Consider the following 19,681-nt stretch of genomic DNA (forward strand, 5'->3'; position numbering starts at 1 on the left):
GGCACCACCGCGATCGACGTCGGTGCATTCACGCCCTTCCTGTATGCGTTCCAGGAGCGCGAGCGGATCTACGATCTGCACGAGGCGCTGACGGGTGCCCGCATCACGACGTCCTCGACGCGCATCGGCGGCATGATGGCCGACCTGCCGGACGGGTGGACGGACGCGCTGCGCCACTTCGTGAACACGCTGCCGAAGACGCTGGACGAGATCGAGACGCTGCTGACGCACAACAACCTCTGGGTCGGTCGCAACCGTGACATCGGTGTGATCAGCGCGGAGGACGCGGTGAACTACGGGCTGACCGGTCCGAACCTGCGTGCTTCGGGCGTGCCGTACGACGTGCGCAGGGATCGCCCGTACTACGACTACGAGACGTACGAGTTCGACGTACCGGTCGGCGAGCACGGCGACAGCTACGACCGTTACCTGTGCCGCATGGAAGAGATGCGGCAGTCGCTGCGTATCCTGGAGCAGGCGCTCGACCGGCTGCCTGGTGGGCCGATCAACGTGGATGATCCGCGCGTGATCCTGCCGGGCAAGACGGACCTGATGAGCGACATGGAGTCGATGATCCATCACTTCAAGCTGGTGATGGAGGGGGTCAAGGCTCCGGTCGGCGAGAGCTGGTTCAGTGTGGAGAGCAGCAAGGGCGAGCTGGGCATGTACGTGGTCAGCGACGGCGGCAGCAAGCCGGTCCGCTGGCGCGTGCGGGGACCCAGCTTCATCAACATCTCGGCGCTGCCGAAGATGGTCGAGGGCGAGCTGCTCGCGGACGTCATTGCGGTGAACGCGTCGCTCGACATCGTGCTGGGCGAAATCGACCGGTAGTCAATTGAACGGCGGGCCGGGGCCATGGGCCCGGGCCCGGGCCGGGTGAAAGACGGGAGTAATGGCGGAATCCAAGACAGAACTGCGGGGCGGCAACGACGGCTGGGCGGGGGAGCGCGGCGACTTCGCGCACCTTCCCGAGGCCGACGTGCGCGGCACGTCGTACGTGGGCGTGCGGCCGCCGGAGGGGCGCGCCGCGGGGGGCGCCTGCTCGTACCCGTATCAGCTTGCCGAGAAGCAGCCGGACGCGCCGCTCTTCGAGGGGCCGTACCGGGAGCGCCTCGAGAAGATCAAGTCGCGCTACCCGGATGCGCAGGGCGCGCTGCTGCCGACGCTGAACCTGGCGCAGGAGATCCACGGCTGGCTCTCGCCCGCCGACATGGACCGCGTGGCCGAGGAGCTGGGTCTCTCGCCCGTCTACGTGCGCGGTGTCGCGACCTTCTACACGATGTACAACAAGGCGCCGGTCGGCACGTACCTCGTGCAGGTCTGCACCAACGTGTGCTGCAACATCTGCGGCGCCGACGAGGTGATGGAGGCGTTCCTCGAGCAGACCGGCACCGAGCCCGGAGAAATCTCCGCCGACGGGCAGTTCACGTGCATCCCGGCGGAGTGCCTCGGGGCGTGCGGGTTCCCGACGGTGGTGCAGGTCAACGAGCGCTACTTCGAGAACGTCACGCCGGACGACGTGCCTGCGATCCTCGAGCGGCTGCGCCGTGAGGCGCCGAAGCAGGAGCGCTGAATGGCATACCCGTACAAGCACGAGCGCGAGACGCGCGTCCTGACGGAAGCCTTCGGCGACCCGGCGGCGCGGACCATCGAAGGGTGGAAGAAGTACGGCGGCTACGAGGCGCTCCGGCAGGCGCTCGGCATGGCGCCGAACGACGTGATCGAGGTCGTGAAGGCGAGCGGCCTGCGTGGCCGCGGCGGTGCGGGGTTCCCGACGGGTGTGAAGTGGTCGTTCATGCCCAGGGACGACAGCCGCCAGCCGCACTACCTGCTGATCAACGCGGACGAGTCGGAGCCGGGTGCGTTCAAGGACCGCGAGCTGCTGCGCTGGACGCCGCACCAGGTGATCGAAGGCGCACTGATCGGTGCGCACGCGATCCGGGCGAAGCACGTCTACATCTACATGCGCGGCGAGTTCTTCGAGCCGGCCCAGATCGTGGGACGCGCGATCGAGGAGGCGTACGAGGCGGGCTTCGCGGGGCCGGACATGATGGGCTCCGGGATCGGCATCGACATCACGCTGCACCTCGGCGCCGGTGCCTACATCTGCGGCGAAGAGACCGGGCTGATGAACTCGCTCGAGGGGCGCCGCGGCCAACCGCGCATCAAGCCGCCGTTCCCGGCGGTGATGGGTGCGTTCTCGCGACCCACGACGATCAACAACGTCGAGACCGTCTCGGCCGTGCCGCACATCATGCGGCGCGGTGCGGAGTGGTACCGCAGCATCGGCACGGAGAAGAGCCCCGGGACGAAGCTGTTCAACGTGAGCGGTCACGTCGTACGGCGCGGCAACTACGAGCTCCCGCTCGGCTTCCCGATGAAGGACCTGATCTACGACGTGTGCGGCGGGATCCGCGACGGTCGCGAGCTGAAGGCCGTCATCCCGGGCGGCAGCTCGGTGCCGATCCTCGCGGCGAGCGAGTGCGACATCAACCTCGACTACGAGAGCGTCGCGGCCGCGGGCTCGATGCTCGGCACGGCGTCGGTCATCGTGATGGACGATCGCACGGACATCGTCAAGGCCGTGCGTCGCATGGTCGAGTTCTACTCCCACGAGTCGTGCGGGCAGTGCACGCCGTGCCGCGAAGGTACGGAGTGGACGGCGAAGATCATGCGCCGGATCGAGGCGGGGGAGGGCACGGCGGACGATCTCGACACGCTGCTCGAGGTCGGCCGCAACATGACGGGCACGACGATCTGCGTGCTGAGCGACTCGTGCGCGGCACCGGTTGCCAGCTCGATCGCGAAGTTCCGCGATGAATACATGGCGCGTATCCGGCGCGAAGTGCCGGCCGGCGCGCTCACGGTGTGATGACGATGGCGAACGAGCAGACGGAAAACGTAACCTGCCGCATCAACGGCATCGAGGTGACGGTCCCCAGGGGGACGCGCATCATCGAGGCCGCGGAGCAGGCCGGCATCGGGATCGCGCACTACTGCTACCATCCGGGGCTGTCGGCGCCCGCGATGTGCCGCATGTGCCTGGTCGAGATCGAGGGTGTGCCCAAGCTGCAGCCGGCGTGCGTGTCGACGGTCGCCGAGGGCAACAACATCCTGACCGAGAGCGAGCGCGCACGCGAGTCGCGCAAGGGCACGCTCGAGTTCTATCTGATCAACCACCCGCTCGACTGCCCGGTCTGCGACAAGTCGGGCGAGTGCAGGCTGCAGGACTTCGTGCACGCGGAAGGGCCGAAGCACGGCCGCCTGCGCGATGCCAAGGTCATCTTCGGGCAGGACGACTTCGGCGGGAACATCCTGTACGACGGCGACCGCTGCATCATGTGCACGCGCTGCGTGCGCTTCATGCGCGAGGTCGCGCAGGACGACCTGCTCGGCGTCGTGCAGCGCGGCCATCGCTCGGTGATCGACACGTTCTTCGAGCAGGGCCTCGACGACAGTCCGTTCCACACGAACATCGTCGACATCTGCCCCGTGGGCGCGCTGCTCGACAAGGACTTCCTGCACAAGGCGCGCGTCTGGGATCTGGACCACGCGCCGTCCATCTGCCCGAATTGCTCGCAGGGCTGCAACATCCGGATCGACACGCGTGACAACCTGGTCCAGCGGCTGCGCCCGCGCGCGAACCCGGACGTCAACTCGTACTGGATGTGCGACTACGGCCGCCACAGCTACGAGTGGATGAACGGCACCGACCGGATCGAGGCACCGCTCGTGCGCGACGGGGAGCGCCTGGTCGCGCAGAACTGGCAGCCGGCGATGCTGGCACTGCTGGACCGTCTGAAGCAGCGCGCGGGCAGCGTGCGCATTGTCGGCTCGCCCATGCTGTCCAACGAGGACAACGGCCTGCTCGCGCGGCTCGGAAGCCTGCTCGGTGCCGCGGCGCCGGTCTACCGCTCCGCGCGCGCCGAGGACGAGGTCGTGCTGCCGGGCTTCCCGAAGCTGGCGCGCCGTCGCGAGCTGGCGGCCAACGGCCGCGGCCTGAGCGCGCTCGGCTTCGAGCGCGTCGGCGATGATCGCGCGCAGGGTGGCCTCACCAGCGCGGACGTGCTGATCGTGCTCGGCGACGAGCTGGCCGACCTGCCGGCGGACTTCGGCAGGGACGCGTCGCTCTTCGTCTACCTGGGCCACCGCCTGCACCCGGCCGCGCGCAACGCGCACTTCGTGCTGCCCGTCTCCACGTTCGCGGAACAGGAGGGCACATTCACGAACTTCGAGGGGCGCGTGCAGCGCTTCTGGCCGGCGCTCCAGCCGCCGCCGCTGGCGCGCCCCGCCTGGCAGGTGCTCGGCGTGCTGCTGGCGGGCCTCGATGACGGGCCCGCGCCGGCGGACGCGGCCAACGCCTTCCTGCGCGTCGGCTCCTTCTTCGAGCCCTTCGCAGGACTCACCTACGAGATGATCGGCACGCGCGGCGCGCTCATGAACGAGCCGGTCGCGATCGGCGCGGGCGGAGGCGACTGATGCACGAGTACGCACCCATGTCGCAGACGGCGTGGTGGATCATCACCGTGGTGAAGATCCTGGTCGTTTTCGTCGCCATCCTGATCATCGTCGCGATGTTGACGCTGCTGGAGCGCAAGATCGCCGGCTGGATCCAGGACCGGCTCGGGCCCAACCGGGTCGGCCCGACCGGCCTGCTGCAGCCGATCGCCGACGGGCTCAAGAACATCCTGAAGGAAGAGACACTGCCGGCGCAGGCGAACAAGATCTTCTTCGTGCTGGCACCGATGATCTCGATCATGCCCGCGGCGATCACGTTCGCCGTGGTGCCCTTCGCGGCGCCGCTGCCCACGCCGTGGGGACTGGTCGACATGATCCTCGCCGACCTGCCCATCGGCATTCTCTACATCCTGGCGCTGACCGGGCTGGGCGTGTACGGCATCGTGATGGCCGGCTGGGCTTCGAACAGCAAGTACTCGCTGCTCGGCGGCATGCGCGCGAGCGCGCAGATGGTGAGCTACGAGGTCTCGCTCGGCCTCAGCCTGATACCCGTGTTCATCCTCGCCGGCAACGTCACGCTGACGCAGATCGTGTGGGACCAGCAGGCGGGACTCGGGCTCTGGTATGCACTGCCGCTCGGTCTCTCCTTCTTCATGTTCGTGATCGCGTCCTTCGCGGAAACGAACCGGCTGCCGTTCGACATGGCGGAGGCCGAGTCGGAGCTGGTGACCGGCTACCACACGGAATACTCGTCGATGAAGTTCTCGATGTTCTTCATCGCCGAGTACTCCAACATGGTGACCGCGTCCGCCCTCATGGCGACGCTGTTCCTGGGCGGCTGGGACATCCCGTTCCTGTCGTTCGACAACATGCGGATCATCGCGCCGGGGGTGGTCGAGGGTGCGCAGCCTGCCGTCTGGAAGACGCTGCTCACGTTCCTGTCGTTCGCGATCAAGACGTTCTTCTTCATCGTGCTCTTCATGTGGGTGCGCTGGACCGTGCCGCGGTTCCGCTACGACCAGATCATGCATTTGGGCTGGAAGGTCCTCCTGCCGGTCGCGCTCGCGTACATCGTGATCATGGCGGCTGCCGTGCTCACGCTGGACAGCCTCGGGATCGAGTACGGCTTCGGCTACGGCGTGATCCTGACGATCGTGAACCTGATTCCGACGGGCATCTTTCTTTGGATCATCGACCGCGACCGCGTGATCGCCGGCTCCGCCGGCCCGGGTCTCGAGGGCAAGCGGCGGCCGGGCATGCCGGTGGGCGTGACCGCGACCGCAGTGCGGCCCGCGGCGGAAGCGGCTGAGGAGGCAGCATGGCGATAGGCGTGAAGACGATGCGCCGGCCGACGGCCAACACGTCGTACCTGCGCGCAACCCTGAAGGGCATGGCGCTCACGTTCCGGCACCTGGTGAACCCGAACAAGGTCACCATCGAGTATCCGGACGTGAAGCCGCCGCTCTCGGACCGCTGGCGCGGGACGCACCGCATGGCGGTGCACGCGGATGGCCGGCCGAAGTGCGTGGCGTGCGGGCTGTGCCCGACGATCTGCCCGGCGAACTGCATCCGACTGGTTCCCGGCGAGGACGACCAGGGCAACCGCTACCCGGTCGTCTACGAGATCGACGAGTTCCGCTGCATCTTCTGCGGCATGTGCCAGGAGGTCTGCCCGGTGGAGGCGATCCATGTCGGGCAGGACTACGAGAACGCCGAGTATACCCGTGAGCGCTTCGTCTACGACCTGGACCGCCTGATGGCGCAGGACCATCCGTACTCGTCCCTGTGGGACCCGGCAGACCCGGCGGGCCAATGATCGAGCTGCTCTGGTGGGTATTCGCGGCACTCGCGATCGGCGGCGGCATTGCCATGCTGATGAGCAGGACGCCGGTCGCGAGTCTGCTCTTTCTCGTGCTCACGTTCTTCAGCCTCTCGGCGATCTACGTGCTGCTCGGCGCGTACTTCATCGCCGCACTGCAGGTGATCGTGTACGCCGGCGCCATCATGGTGCTGTTCCTCTTCACGATCATGCTGCTCAACCTCGGCCACGACTACCGCAACGACCTGCGGGGCGCGGGCTGGATCATTGTCGCGTTCACCGCGGCGGGCGTCGGCGCATGGGCCGTGTCGCGTGCGTTCGGCCTCGAGGGCGCACTGGTCGACCGCGGCGGTGCGGAGCGCATCGATGCCGCCGTGACCGAGCTGAACGCGGTCGGCGCCATCGCGATGCCGCTGTTCCGCGACTACATCGTGCCGTTCGAGCTCACGTCGATCCTGCTGCTCGTCGCCATCATCGGCGCGGTGCTGCTGGCCAAGCGGAGGGTCTGAGATGATCACCCAGTCACTCTGGCTGAGTGCGATCCTGTTTTCACTCGGTGTCGCGGGCGTGGTCTTCCGGCGCAACGCGATCATCCTGTTCATGTGCGTCGAGCTGATGCTGAACGCGGTGAACCTCGCGTTCGTGGCGATCTCCCGCAGTGTCGGCATCGACGGCCAGATCTTCGTGTTCTTCGTGATGGCGGTCGCCGCGGCGGAGGCCGCCGTCGGGCTCGCGATCGTGATCTCGGTGTTCCGTCACACCGAGAGCGTCGACACCCGGGACTTCAACCTGCTGCGGTGGTAGCGTGAACGAGTTCCAACCCACGCTTCTCTGGGCGATCCCGCTCCTGCCGCTGCTCGGCTGCCTCATCAACATGGTGGCAGCGTTCGGTGCACCGGAGCGCAAGTCGATTCCCACGCTGGTCGGGCCGACCGTGGTGGGGCTCGCCTTCGTGATTGCCGTCGTCAACTTCGTTGGCATGCTCGGCGCGGACCTGCACGCGCCCGTGGTCGAGCGTTACTTCCAGTGGATGTCGGTCGGCAGCCTGCAGATCGACGCCGCACTGCAGCTCGACCAGCTGTCGATCGTGATGACGCTGATCATCACGGGTGTCGGCTTCCTGATCCACGTCTTCAGCATCGGCTACATGAAGGCGGACCCCGGGTACGCGCGCTACTTCTCGTACCTGAACCTGTTCGTCTTCTTCATGCTCGTGCTGGTGCTCGGCTCCAGCTACCCGCTGATGTTCGTCGGTTGGGAAGGCGTCGGACTCTGCAGCTATCTGCTGATCGGCTTCTGGTTCCGCGACCGGGAAAAGGCGGACGCGGGCAAGAAGGCGTTCATCGTGAACCGGATCGGCGACGTCGGGTTCCTGATCGCGATGTTCATGCTGTTCAGCAACCTGGGCACGCTGGACTTCATTCCGATCTTCGACGCCGCGCCCGCGACGTTCGCGTACGGCGGCGCGGTCGTGACCGCCATCACGCTGTTCTTCTTCATTGGCGCCGTCGGCAAGAGCGCGCAGATCCCGCTGTACGTCTGGCTGCCGGACGCCATGGCCGGTCCGACGCCGGTCTCGGCGCTGATCCACGCCGCGACCATGGTGACGGCGGGCGTCTACCTGGTCGCCCGGTCGAGCGTGCTGTTCGCGCTGTCGCCCGTCTCGCAGATCACGGTCGCGGGGATCGGTGCGCTCACCGCGCTGTTCGCCGCGACGATCGGGCTCGTGCAGACGGACATCAAGAAGGTGCTCGCGTACTCGACCGTCTCGCAGCTCGGGTACATGTTCATCGGCGTGGGCGTCGGCGCCTTCGCGGCCGGCATCTTCCACCTGATGACGCACGCCTTCTTCAAGGCGCTGCTGTTCCTGGGCTCCGGTGCGGTGATCCACGCGATGCACGAGGCGCTGCACCACACGCACAGCCAGGCCGATGCGCAGGACATGCGCAACATGGGCGGGCTCAAGAAGTACATGCCGATCACGTGGGTCACGATGTGGATCGGCACGCTCGCCATCGCCGGCATCTGGCCGTTTGCGGGCTTCTTCTCGAAGGACGAGATCATCTGGATGGCCGCCGCGCACGCGGTCGGTCCCTTCGAGACCTGGTTCCGCGTCATCTGGATCGTGGCGCTCATCGCCGCGATGCTGACCGCGTTCTACATGACGCGCCTGATGGTCATGACGTTCCACGGCGAGAACCGCACGGGCGAGCGCGAGCGTGGCTACCTGCGCGAGGTCCCGCCGGTGATGTGGGTGCCGCTCGCGGTCCTCGCCGTGCTCTCGATCGTGGGCGGCTGGATCAACGTGCCGGAGGCGATCGGCCACATGCCGGTGCTCGGCTGGATCCCGCACAGCGAGTGGCTGCACGACTGGCTGCACCCGCTGACGGAAACGGCCGACGGCATCATGGTGCAGAACGCCGGCGAGCTCGCCGAGCGGTCGCCGCTCGGCGGTGGCGCGGCGATGTGGGCCGCGGTCTCCTTCGCCCTTGCGACGGCCGTCGTCGTGCTGACGGCGCTCACGCTCGGCCGACGGCGCGTCTTGCCCGCGGACCAGGCTGAGGAGGCGACCGGGTTCCGCAGCGTCCTCTACAACAAGTGGTACGTGGACGAGATCTACGACGCGATCGTGGTGCGGCCGGTGCTCGCGCTGTCGCGGTTCTTTGCGCGCTGGATCGACCAGGGCGTGATCGACGGCGTGGCCAACGGCGCAGGCTACGCTTCGCGCGCATTGGGCTGGGTCAACTCGCGCATGCAGACCGGACTGGTCAATGGTTACGCGTTCATGATCGTCCTGGGCGCGCTGCTCCTCCTCGCCTTTATGCTGGGCTAGCATGCTGGAATCGATCGGGTATCCGGGCTGGGCGCTGACGGCGCTCATCGTCGTGCCGCTCCTCGGCATGGTGGCTGTACTGGCCGGCGACGAGGCGCGCGCGAAGCACACCGCCCTCGGCGTTACGCTGCTCACCGCGCTGATCTCGCTGCCGCTCTGGTTCGGCTTCAACGCGGCATCGGGCGGGATGCAGTTCGCCGTGAATGCACCGTGGATCCCCGGCTGGGGGATCTGGTACCGGCTGGGCGTGGACGGCATCAGTGTACTGCTGGTGCTCCTGCTCACCATGCTCATGCCGCTCGCCGTGCTCGGCAGCTATCGCTACATCACGCGGCGCGAGCGTGCCTTCTACGCCAACATGCTGCTGCTCGAGACGGGCGTCGTCGGTGCGTTCATGGCGATGGACCTGTTCCTGTTCTTCGTCTTCTTCGAGCTGATGCTGGTGCCGATGTACTTCATCATCGGCATCTGGGGCGGCCAGCGGCGCGTGTACGCGGCCATCAAGTTCTTCCTGTTCACCGGTATCGGCTCGCTGCTGATGCTGGTGGGCATCCTGTACCTGTTCTTCAAGCATCGGGCGCTGACCGGAGACGCGTCCTTCGCGTACTTCGACCTGCTGCGCGTGCCGCTCACGTTCACAGAGCAGTACTGGCTGTTCGGCGCGTTCGCACTGGCGTTCCTGATCAAGCTGCCGGTGTTCCCGTTCCACACGTGGCTGCCGGACGCACACGTGGAGGCGCCCACGCCGGGGTCGGTGCTGCTGGCGTCCGTGCTGCTGAAGCTGGGCGGCTACGGCTTCCTGCGCTTCCTGCTGCCGCTCTTCCCGCATGCGGCGACGCATCCCACGATCGTCGGGATCCTGATGTTCCTGGCGCTGATGGGCATCATCTACTGCGCGTGGGTCGCCGCGGTGCAGCCGGACGCGAAGAAGCTGATCGCCTACACGTCCGTTTCGCACATGGGCTTCGTGGTGCTCGGCATCTTCGCCCTCACAATCCAGGGCGCGCAGGGCGCGATGATCGTGATGCTGTCGCACGGGCTCTCGACGGGCGCGATGTTCCTCCTGCTCGGCATGCTCTACGAGCGGCGTCATACGCGCCTGATCGCCGACTTCGGTGGACTCGCCGCCGTGGCGCCGCTCATGGGCACCGCATTCATCATCACGGCCTTTGCGAGCATCGGGCTGCCGGGTACGAGCGGGTTCATCGGTGAGTTCCTGGCGCTGCTCGGGACGTTCCAGACGCATCCGTGGGTCGCGATCATTGCCGCGACCGGCGTCATCTTCGCCGCGTACTACATGCTGCCGATGGTCCAGCGCATCTGGTTCAACCGCCTCGACCGGAGCGAGAACGAGCGGCTGCCCGACCTGACCCCGCGCGAGATCGCCGTGCTCGCGCCGCTGATCGCGGGCATGATCTGGATGGGCGTCTACCCGAAGCCGTTCCTCGAGCGGACGGAGCAGACGCTCGTGCAGGTGCTGGAAACCGTGGAGATCCGTACGTCGCCGGGCATGGCGGCGCTCAACGTGCTGCCCCCGTCGCCGCAGGCCGGCGACCCGGGCGCGGCCGTGCAATAGGGCGGAGGACGATACACCGTGCAGGGGCTGACGCTTGATTTTGCGCGCCAGGCGGACTACGCGCTGGCGCTGCTCCCCGAGATCGTGCTCTCGGTCTGGGGAATGCTCGTGCTGATGGTCGACGTCTTCCAGAAGGGCTCGCGTTCCGGGCCATCCTGGCGGGGCCTCGGCTGGTTCACGCTCGTCGGGCTGGTGCTCGCCGCAGCGGCGAACTGGTGGCTGGGCGGAGTGAACGAGGCCAACCTGGCCGGCAGCATCGCACTCGACTCGTTCCGCACCTTCAGCAACTACATCTTCCTGGCGTCGGGCGCGTTCTTCGTGCTCATCGCCGACCGCTACCTCGACGAGGAGCGGATGCTGCTGGGCGAGATCTACGCGCTCATCCTGTTCGCCACCGTCGGCATGATGACGTTTGCCGGCACGCGCGACCTGATGATCATGTTCATCGCGCTCGAGCTGATGTCCGTCTCCGTGTACGTGCTCACGGCGGCGAACCGGCGCGACCCGCGCGGTGCGGAGGGCGCCCTCAAGTACTTCCTCCTCGGCGCCTTCGCGAGCGCGTTCTTCCTGTTCGGCATCGCGCTGGTCTACGGTGCGACGGGCACGACCAACCTGTCGGAGATCGCGGCGTCGATCGGCGTCGATGGCATCGGCGCGAGCCCGCTGCTGCTGCCGGCCATCGCGCTCATTGCCGTCGGCTTCGCGTTCAAGGTCTCGGCCGTACCGTTCCACATGTGGACGCCCGACGCCTACGAGGGTGCGCCCGTGCCGGTCACGACGTTCATGGCCGTGGGGGTCAAGTCCGCCGCGTTCGCGGCGTTCGTGCGCGTGTTCCTGACCGCGTTCCCGGGCGTCTACGACTCGTGGGACGTGCTGGCGATCTGGCTGGCCATCCTGACCATGGTCGGCGCGAACCTGACCGCGCTGGTGCAGGGCGACGTCAAGCGGATGCTCGCGTACTCCAGCGTCGCGCATGCCGGCTACCTGCTGGTCGGCCTCGCCGCGGCCAATGTGCTCGGGGCCGCCTCCGTGCTCTTCTACCTCGTCGTCTACACGTTCATGACCGCGGGGGCGTTCGCCGTGCTCATGGTCGTGGCCGGCAAGGGCGAGGGGCGCACGGGACTGGACTGGTTCAGCGGGCTCGGCTGGCGCTCACCCATGCTGGGCGCGGCGATGACGCTGTTCCTGCTGTCGCTGGCCGGCTTCCCGCTGACCGGCGGCTTCGTGGGCAAGGTGTTCATCCTGCGCGCGGCCATCGACCAGGGGCTGATCGGTCTTGCAGTCGCGCTGGTGCTCGCGTCCCTGATCTCCTACTACTACTACCTGCGCGTGGCGTGGTACATGTGGTTCCGGGAGCCGGATGGGGAGCCGCTCACGCTCACGATCTCGCCCGGGACCAGGGTCGCCATCGTCGCTGCAGTGATCGGCGTGCTCGTGCTCGGGATCTTCCCGGGCGCACTGCTCGATGCGGCCGAGCGGAGCGCCGCCGCACTGATGCACGTGCCGACCATGCTCGGCCGCAACTGAGGCGGACCGGCCGCAGCAGGGTGCGGCGTACGGGCAACGAGGAGGCGGCGGCCGCAGTCGGCGCCGCCTCGTTCGTTCCGGTGCGCAACGTCAGGGCAGGGCATGCACATTGCGGCCGTGTGACGGTCAGACGCCGCACGCCGCGGCACATTCCACAGGTGATTCTACATGGCCAGACCGGATACGATCGAGGTTGACAGCGATCTTCTCGCGCAGGCGGAGGCGGGGATCGAGCAGTACCTGGAGCGCATGCGCGCGAGCGGTGAGCTCGCCGAAAACTACTACGATGCCGCCCGCAGCAACGTCTTCCCGAACCTTCGGCAGTGGGTGACCGATTCCGACATCCGCAGGCTGTCGCCGAACCTGGCAGGCGGTGTGATGGACGCGGTGCGCGAAGGCCGCTGGGAGGAGCTGGTCAACGCGTTCGTGCGCGAGGTCAAGTTCGGCACCGGTGGCATCCGCTCGCTGATGGCGTTCCGCAAGGAGGACATCGAGCGCCTCGCCGCGGAGGGCGTCGATGCGCGCATCCTGAAGGGCCCGAACACGATCAACAACATCATCGTGCTCAAGTGCGCCTACGGCGTCGCACGCTACCTGGTCGACACGATCCGCGACCGCACGCCGCGCGTGGTCGTCGGCTTCGACAGCCGCATCCAGGGCGCCGCCTTTGCCCGCATCATTGCCGAAACGTTCCTCGCCGAGGGCGTCGAGGTATTCCTGTTCGACGAGGCGGTGCCGTACCCGGAGGTCACGTTCGCGATCCCCTCGATGAAGGCGGATGCGGGCGTGTTCATTTCAGCGAGTCACAACGACTACCGCTACAACGGCTTCAAGCTGTCGGGGCCCAACGGCTCGCAGTTCTCGCCCGAGGTGCGTGACCAGATCCTGGCGAAGTACATCGCGCCCGCGAAGCCGAAGGACATCCATCCCGTCGATCTCGACAGCGCCGACGAGGAAACGCTTTCGAATCTGCACTTCCTCGGTGGCAGCGAGCCGCTGCCGGACCACGAGTACTACGGTCGCGAGCTGGTCGACATGCACTCGCAGCACATCGCGCACATGCGCCGCTTCGTGCTGCGGCAACAGGAGCGTGACCCCGGGATCGCGCGCGACCTGAAGATCATCTATTCCGCGTTCAACGGCGCCGGCAGGCGGGCGATCCCGCGCCTGCTGAACGATCTCGGCTTCGAGACGATCTACCGCATCCGGAGCCTGGACACGCTGAACGGCCTGTTCCCCGCGTTCAAGAGCACGCCGGGCGAGGAGCAGCAGCCGGACCCGGGCGACTCGCGGGCTGCGGTGATCGCGCTGCGCGAGCTGGATGCCGAGGCGAAATCACCGCCGAAGGAGTGGGACCGCTATATCTCCTGGGATGATGCCGACCTGCTGGTCGCCACCGATCCCGATGCGGACCGCTCCGCCGTCATCGTGAAGCCGCCCGCAGGGCTGGTAACGGCGCTCGAGGGCAGACAGCGCCCCGGCATGCTGCGCTACAGCGACCGGCACGTGCTCGTCCCGGCCGACGACATGTGGACGCTGATCCTCTGGTACCGGATCAAGTTCGGTGCGATCAAGGATCCGGCGCGCAGCTTCATCGCGCTGAGTCATACGACGACGGACATGATCGCGCGTCTCGCCGAGCGTGAAGGCCTCGGCTGGCTCAAGACGTGGGTTGGTTTCGGCTGGCTGTCGGCGGGTGTCGCGCACGCGTGGCGCGGTGCGGAGCTGCCGTCGATCCGCGACGGGCGTCCCGTCGGTGCGGATCCCGACGAGCGCAGCAAGTGTCACCAGATCTTCTTCGACACGACGGGCATGGAGCCGGGCGGCCGCACGTTCAACGCGGCGACTCTGGAGCAGAGCAACGGCTTCTCGATCCTGGGCGGTCCGCCCGCGGGCTTCCCGGCCGACGACCGTGCACTCGGCACCGGCGGCCACGTGCGCGACAAGGACGGCACGTTCGCCACGCTGCTGACGACGGAGGTCGCCGCGTACGCGAAGGAGCAGGGCATCGACCTGATGACGCTGCTCGCGCGCGAGATCTACGCGGATCCGGATGTCGGCCTGTTCGTGAACTACTACGAGCCCGACCCGTTCGACGGCGAGTACCCCGGCCTGGCGGGCGACTCCAAGAAGAAGGCCATCCTCGACAAGTGCATTGCGCTCTACGAGCGTGCGCAGAAGGAGTCTGTCAGCATTGGCGGGCGCGACGTGACCGACACGCGCTACTACTGGACGGGCAAGTACGACGGCGCGAACTGGACCGGCTTCCCGGACGAGGGGCTCCGTTTCTACCTGGGCGACCGGCTGAGCTACATCACGGTGCGTCCATCGGGAACGAGCAACTCGCTGCGCTTCCACGTCCAGCTCTACGGCGGCCCGGTGGGCGAGGAGCAGGCGTGGGTGCGCCGGCTCGAGCTCGAAGCCGAGGCGATCGGCATGATCGACGACCTGCGCGCGACGCTGGGCGCACCACGGGAGGCAAACGCGCAGTACTGACGCGCGGAGCATCACATGCAGACGGCGAGCAGCGCCCGGCTCAGGCGCATTCGACGGAGCACGGTGCGCTGGCTGCTCATCGCGGCCGGCGCACTGCTGGTCACGCTGCTCGTCGGCAGTGCGGTCGTTCGGCTGTACACCGAGGTGCTGTGGTACTCGGCGCTCGGCCAGGCGGGTGCGCTCTGGACGCGCATCACGACGCAGCTCGTGGTGCGCGCGGTGACCGGCGCGATCGGCGCTGCGCTCGTGCTCGTCAACCTGCTGCACGTCGTGCGGCATCTCGGCCCGGTGCACCTGCGCCGGCGCTACGGCAATCTCGAGATCGCGGAGCAGGTGCCGCGGGCGCACGTTCGCATCGGCATCTTCCTCGTGTCCGTGCTGGCGGGCTGGTGGATCTCCGGGATCCAGTTCGGCAGCCGGGCTTCGCTCGCCGTGCTCGCGTGGCTGCGCAGCGACGCGTGGGGCGTGAGCGACCCGCTCTTCGGCAACGACTTCTCCTTCTACGTGTTCGGCCTGCCGGTCCTCGAGCAGTTCCTGGGCTACCTCATGCTCGTGCTCGTGTGGACCACGCTGCTCGCCGCACTCGGCTACACCCTGCTCGGCGCGATCCGCCTCCGTGAGAACCGGCTCGAGGTGGATGACGGTCCGCGCTTCCATTTCGCACTGCTGCTCGCGTCATTCATCGTCGTGCTCGGGGTGCACTACTGGATCGGCCGCTACGGCGTGTTGCTGAACGGCTCCGGCTTCGGCGGCACGGTCGGGTATGCCGACGTGCATGCGCGGTTACCGGCCCGCAGCATCATCGCCCTGTGCGCGCTGTTCGCGGCGGGCGCGATCGTCTACGGAGCGACGCGTCGCAACTGGCGTCCCGCGCTCGCCGCATCGGGTGTGTTGTTTCTCGCCAGCATCGTGGGCGGCGTCATCTATCCGGCTGCCGTCCAGAAGCTGCAGGTCGAGCCGAACCAGCTCGAGCGCGAGCGCATGTACATCGACTGGCTGATCGAGTATACGCGCAGAGGGTTCGGTCTCGACGAGATCGAGCGGCGCCCCTGGGACCCGGCACGGCGCGCCTCGGAGATGCAGCTCGCCGGCATCGACTGGCTCGGTGACGTGACGCTGTGGGACCGCGACCAGCTCCAGACCGCGTTCGCCGAAGAGACGCGTCGCCAGTATTACGAGTTCAGCGACGTCGACTTCGACCGCTACCGTTCGGAGGGGAGCCCGCGCCACGTTGCGATCGCGGTGCGCGAGTTCAAGCGGAGCGGCCTGCCGGCCGATCGTCAGACGTGGCGCAACATCCACCTGGCGCCGACCTACACGCACGGCATCGGCGCGGTCGTCACGCTCGCGAGCGAGGCCGCGCGGGGCAATCCGGTCTACTGGCTGACCAACGCGGACACGGTGGAACGCGACCGGCTTGCTCCTGCCGATCTGGAGCTGAGCGAGCCGCGCGTCTACTTCGGCGAGGGGATGGAGGAGTATGTCGTGCTCAATCCCGAAGCGGACACGGCCGGCCGCGTAGCGCCGCTCGAGGCCGTGAGCACCGGCATTCAGCTCGACTCCTTCCTGCGCATCCTCGCGTTCTCCTGGCGCTTCGGCGACAAGAACCTGCTGTTCTCGACCGAGCGCGACGAGCGCAGCCGGCTGCTCTTCCGCCGCCCCGTCGTGCAGCGCGTGCGCCAGCTCGCGCCGTTCCTGGCATGGGACGACGACGCATACCCGGTGATCCACCGCGGGCGTATCGTGTGGTTCATCGACGGATACTCCTCGACGGCGAACTTCCCGCTTTCCGAGGCGCTCCCGATGGGGACTGGCTCGACCCGCTACCTGCGCAGCAGTGCCAAGGCACTGGTGGACGCCGTGAGCGGTGAAGTCACGATCTACTCACTGGATCCGGACGAGCCGTTGCTGGCGACATACCGGCGCATCTTCCCCGGCATGGTGCAGCCGCTGTCGGCAATGCCCTCCGAGCTGCAGGCGCACCTGCGCTACCCGCCCGCCCTCGCTGCGGCGCAGGCAGACAAGCTCGCGCGCTTTCATGTCACGGAGGCGGACGTGTTCTACTCCGGGCAGAGCGCGTGGCAACGACCGGTGCAGGGCAGTGCGCAGGCGGGCCCGTACGAGCCGCTGTTCATGATGGCAGCACTGCCGGGGGCAACGCGCGCGGAGTTCCTGCTGAGCACGCCCTTCATTGCGGCGGACCGCCAGACCATGGCGGGACTGCTGCTGGTCCGGAACGATCCGCAGCACTACGGCGAAGCGCTGCTGCTGGAGCTGCCGAGCGCCGATGTCACGCGCGGTCCCAGCCAGATCATTGCACTGATCGAGCAGGACGCCGGTATCAGTGCGCAGTTCTCCCTGTGGCGCAGCCCCGGCGTCGACCTGCAGCTCGGCCAGCTGCGCGTCGTCCCGCTGGACAGCGCCGTCCTGCACGTCGTGCCGCTCTACCTGTCCGCTGCGGGTACCGCGCTGCCGCAGCTGCAGCGCGTCATCGTGAGCGATGGCGTCAGTGTGAACATGGAGCCCACGCTGGCGGCCGCGATCGCGGGACTCGGCGGCGGACGCAGCGTTGCGGCGCGCGCCACGCAGCAGCCGTCACAGCCGGCGCTGCCCGCACCCTGGGCAGCCGAGGCGCTGCGCCTGCAGCAGGCTGCGGATCGAGCGCTGCGCGACGGTGATTTCGCTGCGTTCGGCCGCCACTGGAGCGAGCTGCAGGAGTTGTTGAGGCGCGCCGCGACAGAGCCGGAATCGCCCGACTGATCAGCTTGCCGCCCCCCGGAGCCAATGGTATGATTTCCCCGCTCGAGAGCGGTGGTACGCGCACGATCGTCGTAGCGCTCGGAGGCAATGCGCTGCAGCCGCCGGGCGGACACGGTGACATCCACGAGCAGTTCGCGCACACGCGGGAGTCGCTGGGCGCGGTCGTCGCACTGGCACAGGCCGGCTGGCGGATCGTGGTCGTGCACGGCAACGGGCCACAGATCGGCGACGAGCTGCTGCGCAATGAGCTGGCGCGCTCGCGCCGGCCGCCCCTGCCGCTCGGCGTGCTCGTCGCCTCCACGGCCGGCTGGATCGGCTACATGATCCAGCAGTCGCTGCGCAACGCGCTGGACCGCGCCGGCGTCCGGCGTCCCGTGGTCTCGGTGATCACGCAGGTGCTGGTCGATGCGGCCGACCTCACGCCGCGCAAGCCGATCGGCCACACGATGCCGCGCGAGCAGGCCGAAGAGCTGGCCACGACGCTCGGCTGGGACATCGGCCCCGCGGACGGCGGCTGGCGGCGCATCGTGGCATCACCGCGGCCCCATACGGTCGTCGAAAGCGATCAGATCGAGCGACTGCTCGAGGGCGGTACGATCGTCATCGCATGCGGCGGCGGCGGAACACCGGTCTACCAGGATGACCGGCTCGGCCTCGAGGGCGTCGATGCGGTCGTCGACAAGGATCGCGCCGCCTGTATCCTGGCGCGTGATGTCCGTGCCGAGGTGCTGCTCATCCTGACCAATGTCGACGGCGCCTATCGCGGGTACGGCACACCCGCGCAGCAGCTGCTCGCGCAGGTGCCCGCGGGCGAGGCGGCCGCACTGCTCGAGGCCGGCGAGTTCGGGACGGGCAGCATGGGACCGAAAGTCGAAGCCGCAATCGACTTCGTGCGCGGCGGAGGACGCCGCGCCATCATCGCACGGCTGGAGCGTGGGCTCGAGGCCGTGGAAGGCAGGACGGGAACGACCATCGTCCCCGAGTGAGGTGGCCGGGTGCGCGCACGGTGCCCCGGCCGCGTTTGTTTCCGCCGGCTTCGCACGAGCGAAGCCATGAACGTTACGGAATGCAATGAACATTCATGAGTACCAGGCGCGCGAGATCCTGACGGCGCACGGCGTGCCCGTTCCGGGAGGCACGGTTGCGAGCACGCCCGAGGAGGTCGAGCGCGCTGCACAGCAGTTCGGCTCGACCGTCGTCGTCAAGGCGCAGGTGCACGCGGGCGGCCGCGGCAAGGCGGGCGGCGTCAAGCTCGCGAAGTCGCCGGCCGAGGCCAAGGACGTCGCCGGGAAGATCATCGGCATGCGCATCAAGGACCTGCCCGTCGAGAAGGTCCTGGTTGCACCGGCCGAAGACATCGCGAGCGAGGCCTACGTCGGCATGATCCTCGACCGCGCGAGCAAGCGTGTCGTCGTGATGGTCAGCCGGGAGGGCGGCGTCGACATCGAGGAAGTCGCTGCCACCAATCCCGACGCGATCCGCAAGCTCGCGGTCGATCCGCGCTACGGCCTGCTGCCGTTCCAGGCCTACGCCCTCGCCGTCACGCTGTACGACGACCTGAAGCAGCAGCGTGCGTGCGCGAAGATCCTGCAGCAGCTCTACGCCGCGTTCCTTTCGAGCGGTGCATCGCTGGCCGAGATCAATCCGCTGGTCACCACACCGGACGGTGAGGTGAAGGCACTCGATGCCAAGTTCAACATCGACGACAACGAGCTGTTCCGCCGCCCGAAGATCGAGGCGCTGCGCGATACGGCCGGCGAGCCGGAAGCGGAGATCCAGGCGCGCGAGGCGGGCCTGACCTTCATCAAGCTGGACGGCAACATCGGCGCGTGCGTGAACGGCGCCGGCCTCGCCATGGCGACGATGGACCTGATCAAGTTCTACGGCGGCGAGCCCGCGAACTTCCTCGACATCGGCGGCAGCTCGAATCCCGAGAAGGTCGTCAACGCGCTGCGCATCATCACCGCCGATCCGAACGTGAAGGTGATCTGCTTCAACATCTTCGGCGGCATCACCCGCTGCGACGACGTCGCCAACGGCATCGTCACGGCCACACAGCGCATCAAGATCGACGTGCCGATCGTCATCCGGCTGACCGGTACCAACGAGAAGGAAGCACTGGAGATCCTGAAGAACGCCGGGTTCAGCGCGACGACGTCGATGGACGAGGTCGTGCAGAAGGCGGTCGAGCTCGCGGGGGCGGGGAAGTAAC

General features: G+C 67.7%; 15 protein-coding genes. All 15 read left to right on the top strand.

Translation table 11 applies throughout. The annotated features are described in order from the left end of the window. Nucleotides 1-831, top strand: an 831-nt coding sequence (locus tag VFU06_06930) for an NADH-quinone oxidoreductase subunit D (protein HEU5209128.1), incomplete at its 5' end; no start/stop codon positions are given. 61 nt (nucleotides 832-892) lie between these two features. Next, nucleotides 893-1,573 (top strand): NAD(P)H-dependent oxidoreductase subunit E, encoded by a 681-nt coding sequence (locus VFU06_06935; protein HEU5209129.1) that lies wholly within the window; start codon nucleotides 893-895, stop codon nucleotides 1,571-1,573. Beyond that, on the top strand, nucleotides 1,574-2,872 hold the full coding sequence (gene nuoF / locus VFU06_06940) for an NADH-quinone oxidoreductase subunit NuoF (protein HEU5209130.1): 1,299 nt from the start codon (nucleotides 1,574-1,576) through the stop codon (nucleotides 2,870-2,872). A gap of 5 nt (nucleotides 2,873-2,877) precedes the next feature. Continuing rightward, nucleotides 2,878-4,479, top strand: a complete 1,602-nt coding sequence (locus tag VFU06_06945) for a 2Fe-2S iron-sulfur cluster-binding protein (protein HEU5209131.1) — start codon at nucleotides 2,878-2,880, stop codon at nucleotides 4,477-4,479. After that, on the top strand, nucleotides 4,479-5,786 hold the full coding sequence (nuoH, locus tag VFU06_06950; GenBank protein HEU5209132.1) for an NADH-quinone oxidoreductase subunit NuoH: 1,308 nt from the start codon (nucleotides 4,479-4,481) through the stop codon (nucleotides 5,784-5,786). Before VFU06_06945 ends, nuoH begins: the two co-directional genes overlap by 1 nt. Next, the gene (locus VFU06_06955) at nucleotides 5,777-6,274 is read left to right on the top strand and encodes an NADH-quinone oxidoreductase subunit I (GenBank protein HEU5209133.1); all 498 of its coding nucleotides are present in this window, start codon (nucleotides 5,777-5,779) and stop codon (nucleotides 6,272-6,274) included. The genes nuoH and VFU06_06955 overlap by 10 nt, the downstream gene beginning before the upstream one ends. Continuing rightward, nucleotides 6,271-6,786: an NADH-quinone oxidoreductase subunit J gene (locus VFU06_06960; protein HEU5209134.1), complete on the top strand. Its 516-nt coding sequence runs from the start codon at nucleotides 6,271-6,273 to the stop codon at nucleotides 6,784-6,786. Before VFU06_06955 ends, VFU06_06960 begins: the two co-directional genes overlap by 4 nt. A gap of 1 nt (nucleotide 6,787) precedes the next feature. Continuing rightward, entirely contained in the window at nucleotides 6,788-7,081 is a 294-nt protein-coding gene (gene nuoK / locus VFU06_06965; protein HEU5209135.1) for an NADH-quinone oxidoreductase subunit NuoK, read from the top strand. Nucleotide 7,082: 1 nt separating this feature from the next. After that, nucleotides 7,083-9,110: an NADH-quinone oxidoreductase subunit L gene (nuoL, locus tag VFU06_06970; GenBank protein HEU5209136.1), complete on the top strand. Its 2,028-nt coding sequence runs from the start codon at nucleotides 7,083-7,085 to the stop codon at nucleotides 9,108-9,110. Nucleotide 9,111: 1 nt separating this feature from the next. Continuing rightward, nucleotides 9,112-10,686 (top strand): NADH-quinone oxidoreductase subunit M, encoded by a 1,575-nt coding sequence (locus VFU06_06975; protein ID HEU5209137.1) that lies wholly within the window; start codon nucleotides 9,112-9,114, stop codon nucleotides 10,684-10,686. 18 nt (nucleotides 10,687-10,704) lie between these two features. Continuing rightward, the gene (locus VFU06_06980; protein HEU5209138.1) at nucleotides 10,705-12,213 is read left to right on the top strand and encodes an NADH-quinone oxidoreductase subunit N; all 1,509 of its coding nucleotides are present in this window, start codon (nucleotides 10,705-10,707) and stop codon (nucleotides 12,211-12,213) included. Nucleotides 12,214-12,381: 168 nt separating this feature from the next. Then, entirely contained in the window at nucleotides 12,382-14,709 is a 2,328-nt protein-coding gene (locus VFU06_06985; protein ID HEU5209139.1) for a hypothetical protein, read from the top strand. A 15-nt stretch (nucleotides 14,710-14,724) separates the two neighbouring features. Next, on the top strand, nucleotides 14,725-17,469 hold the full coding sequence (locus VFU06_06990) for a UPF0182 family protein (protein HEU5209140.1): 2,745 nt from the start codon (nucleotides 14,725-14,727) through the stop codon (nucleotides 17,467-17,469). Nucleotides 17,470-17,498: 29 nt separating this feature from the next. After that, nucleotides 17,499-18,455, top strand: a complete 957-nt coding sequence (locus VFU06_06995; protein HEU5209141.1) for a carbamate kinase — start codon at nucleotides 17,499-17,501, stop codon at nucleotides 18,453-18,455. A gap of 85 nt (nucleotides 18,456-18,540) precedes the next feature. Beyond that, complete coding sequence (gene sucC, locus VFU06_07000; GenBank protein ID HEU5209142.1) at nucleotides 18,541-19,680, top strand: ADP-forming succinate--CoA ligase subunit beta; 1,140 nt, start codon at nucleotides 18,541-18,543, stop codon at nucleotides 19,678-19,680. The last annotated feature ends 1 nt before the right edge of the window (nucleotide 19,681 follow it).

It is taken from the genome of Longimicrobiales bacterium, assembly GCA_035764935.1.
In the GTDB taxonomy this organism is placed as follows: domain Bacteria; phylum Gemmatimonadota; class Gemmatimonadetes; order Longimicrobiales; family RSA9; genus DASTYK01.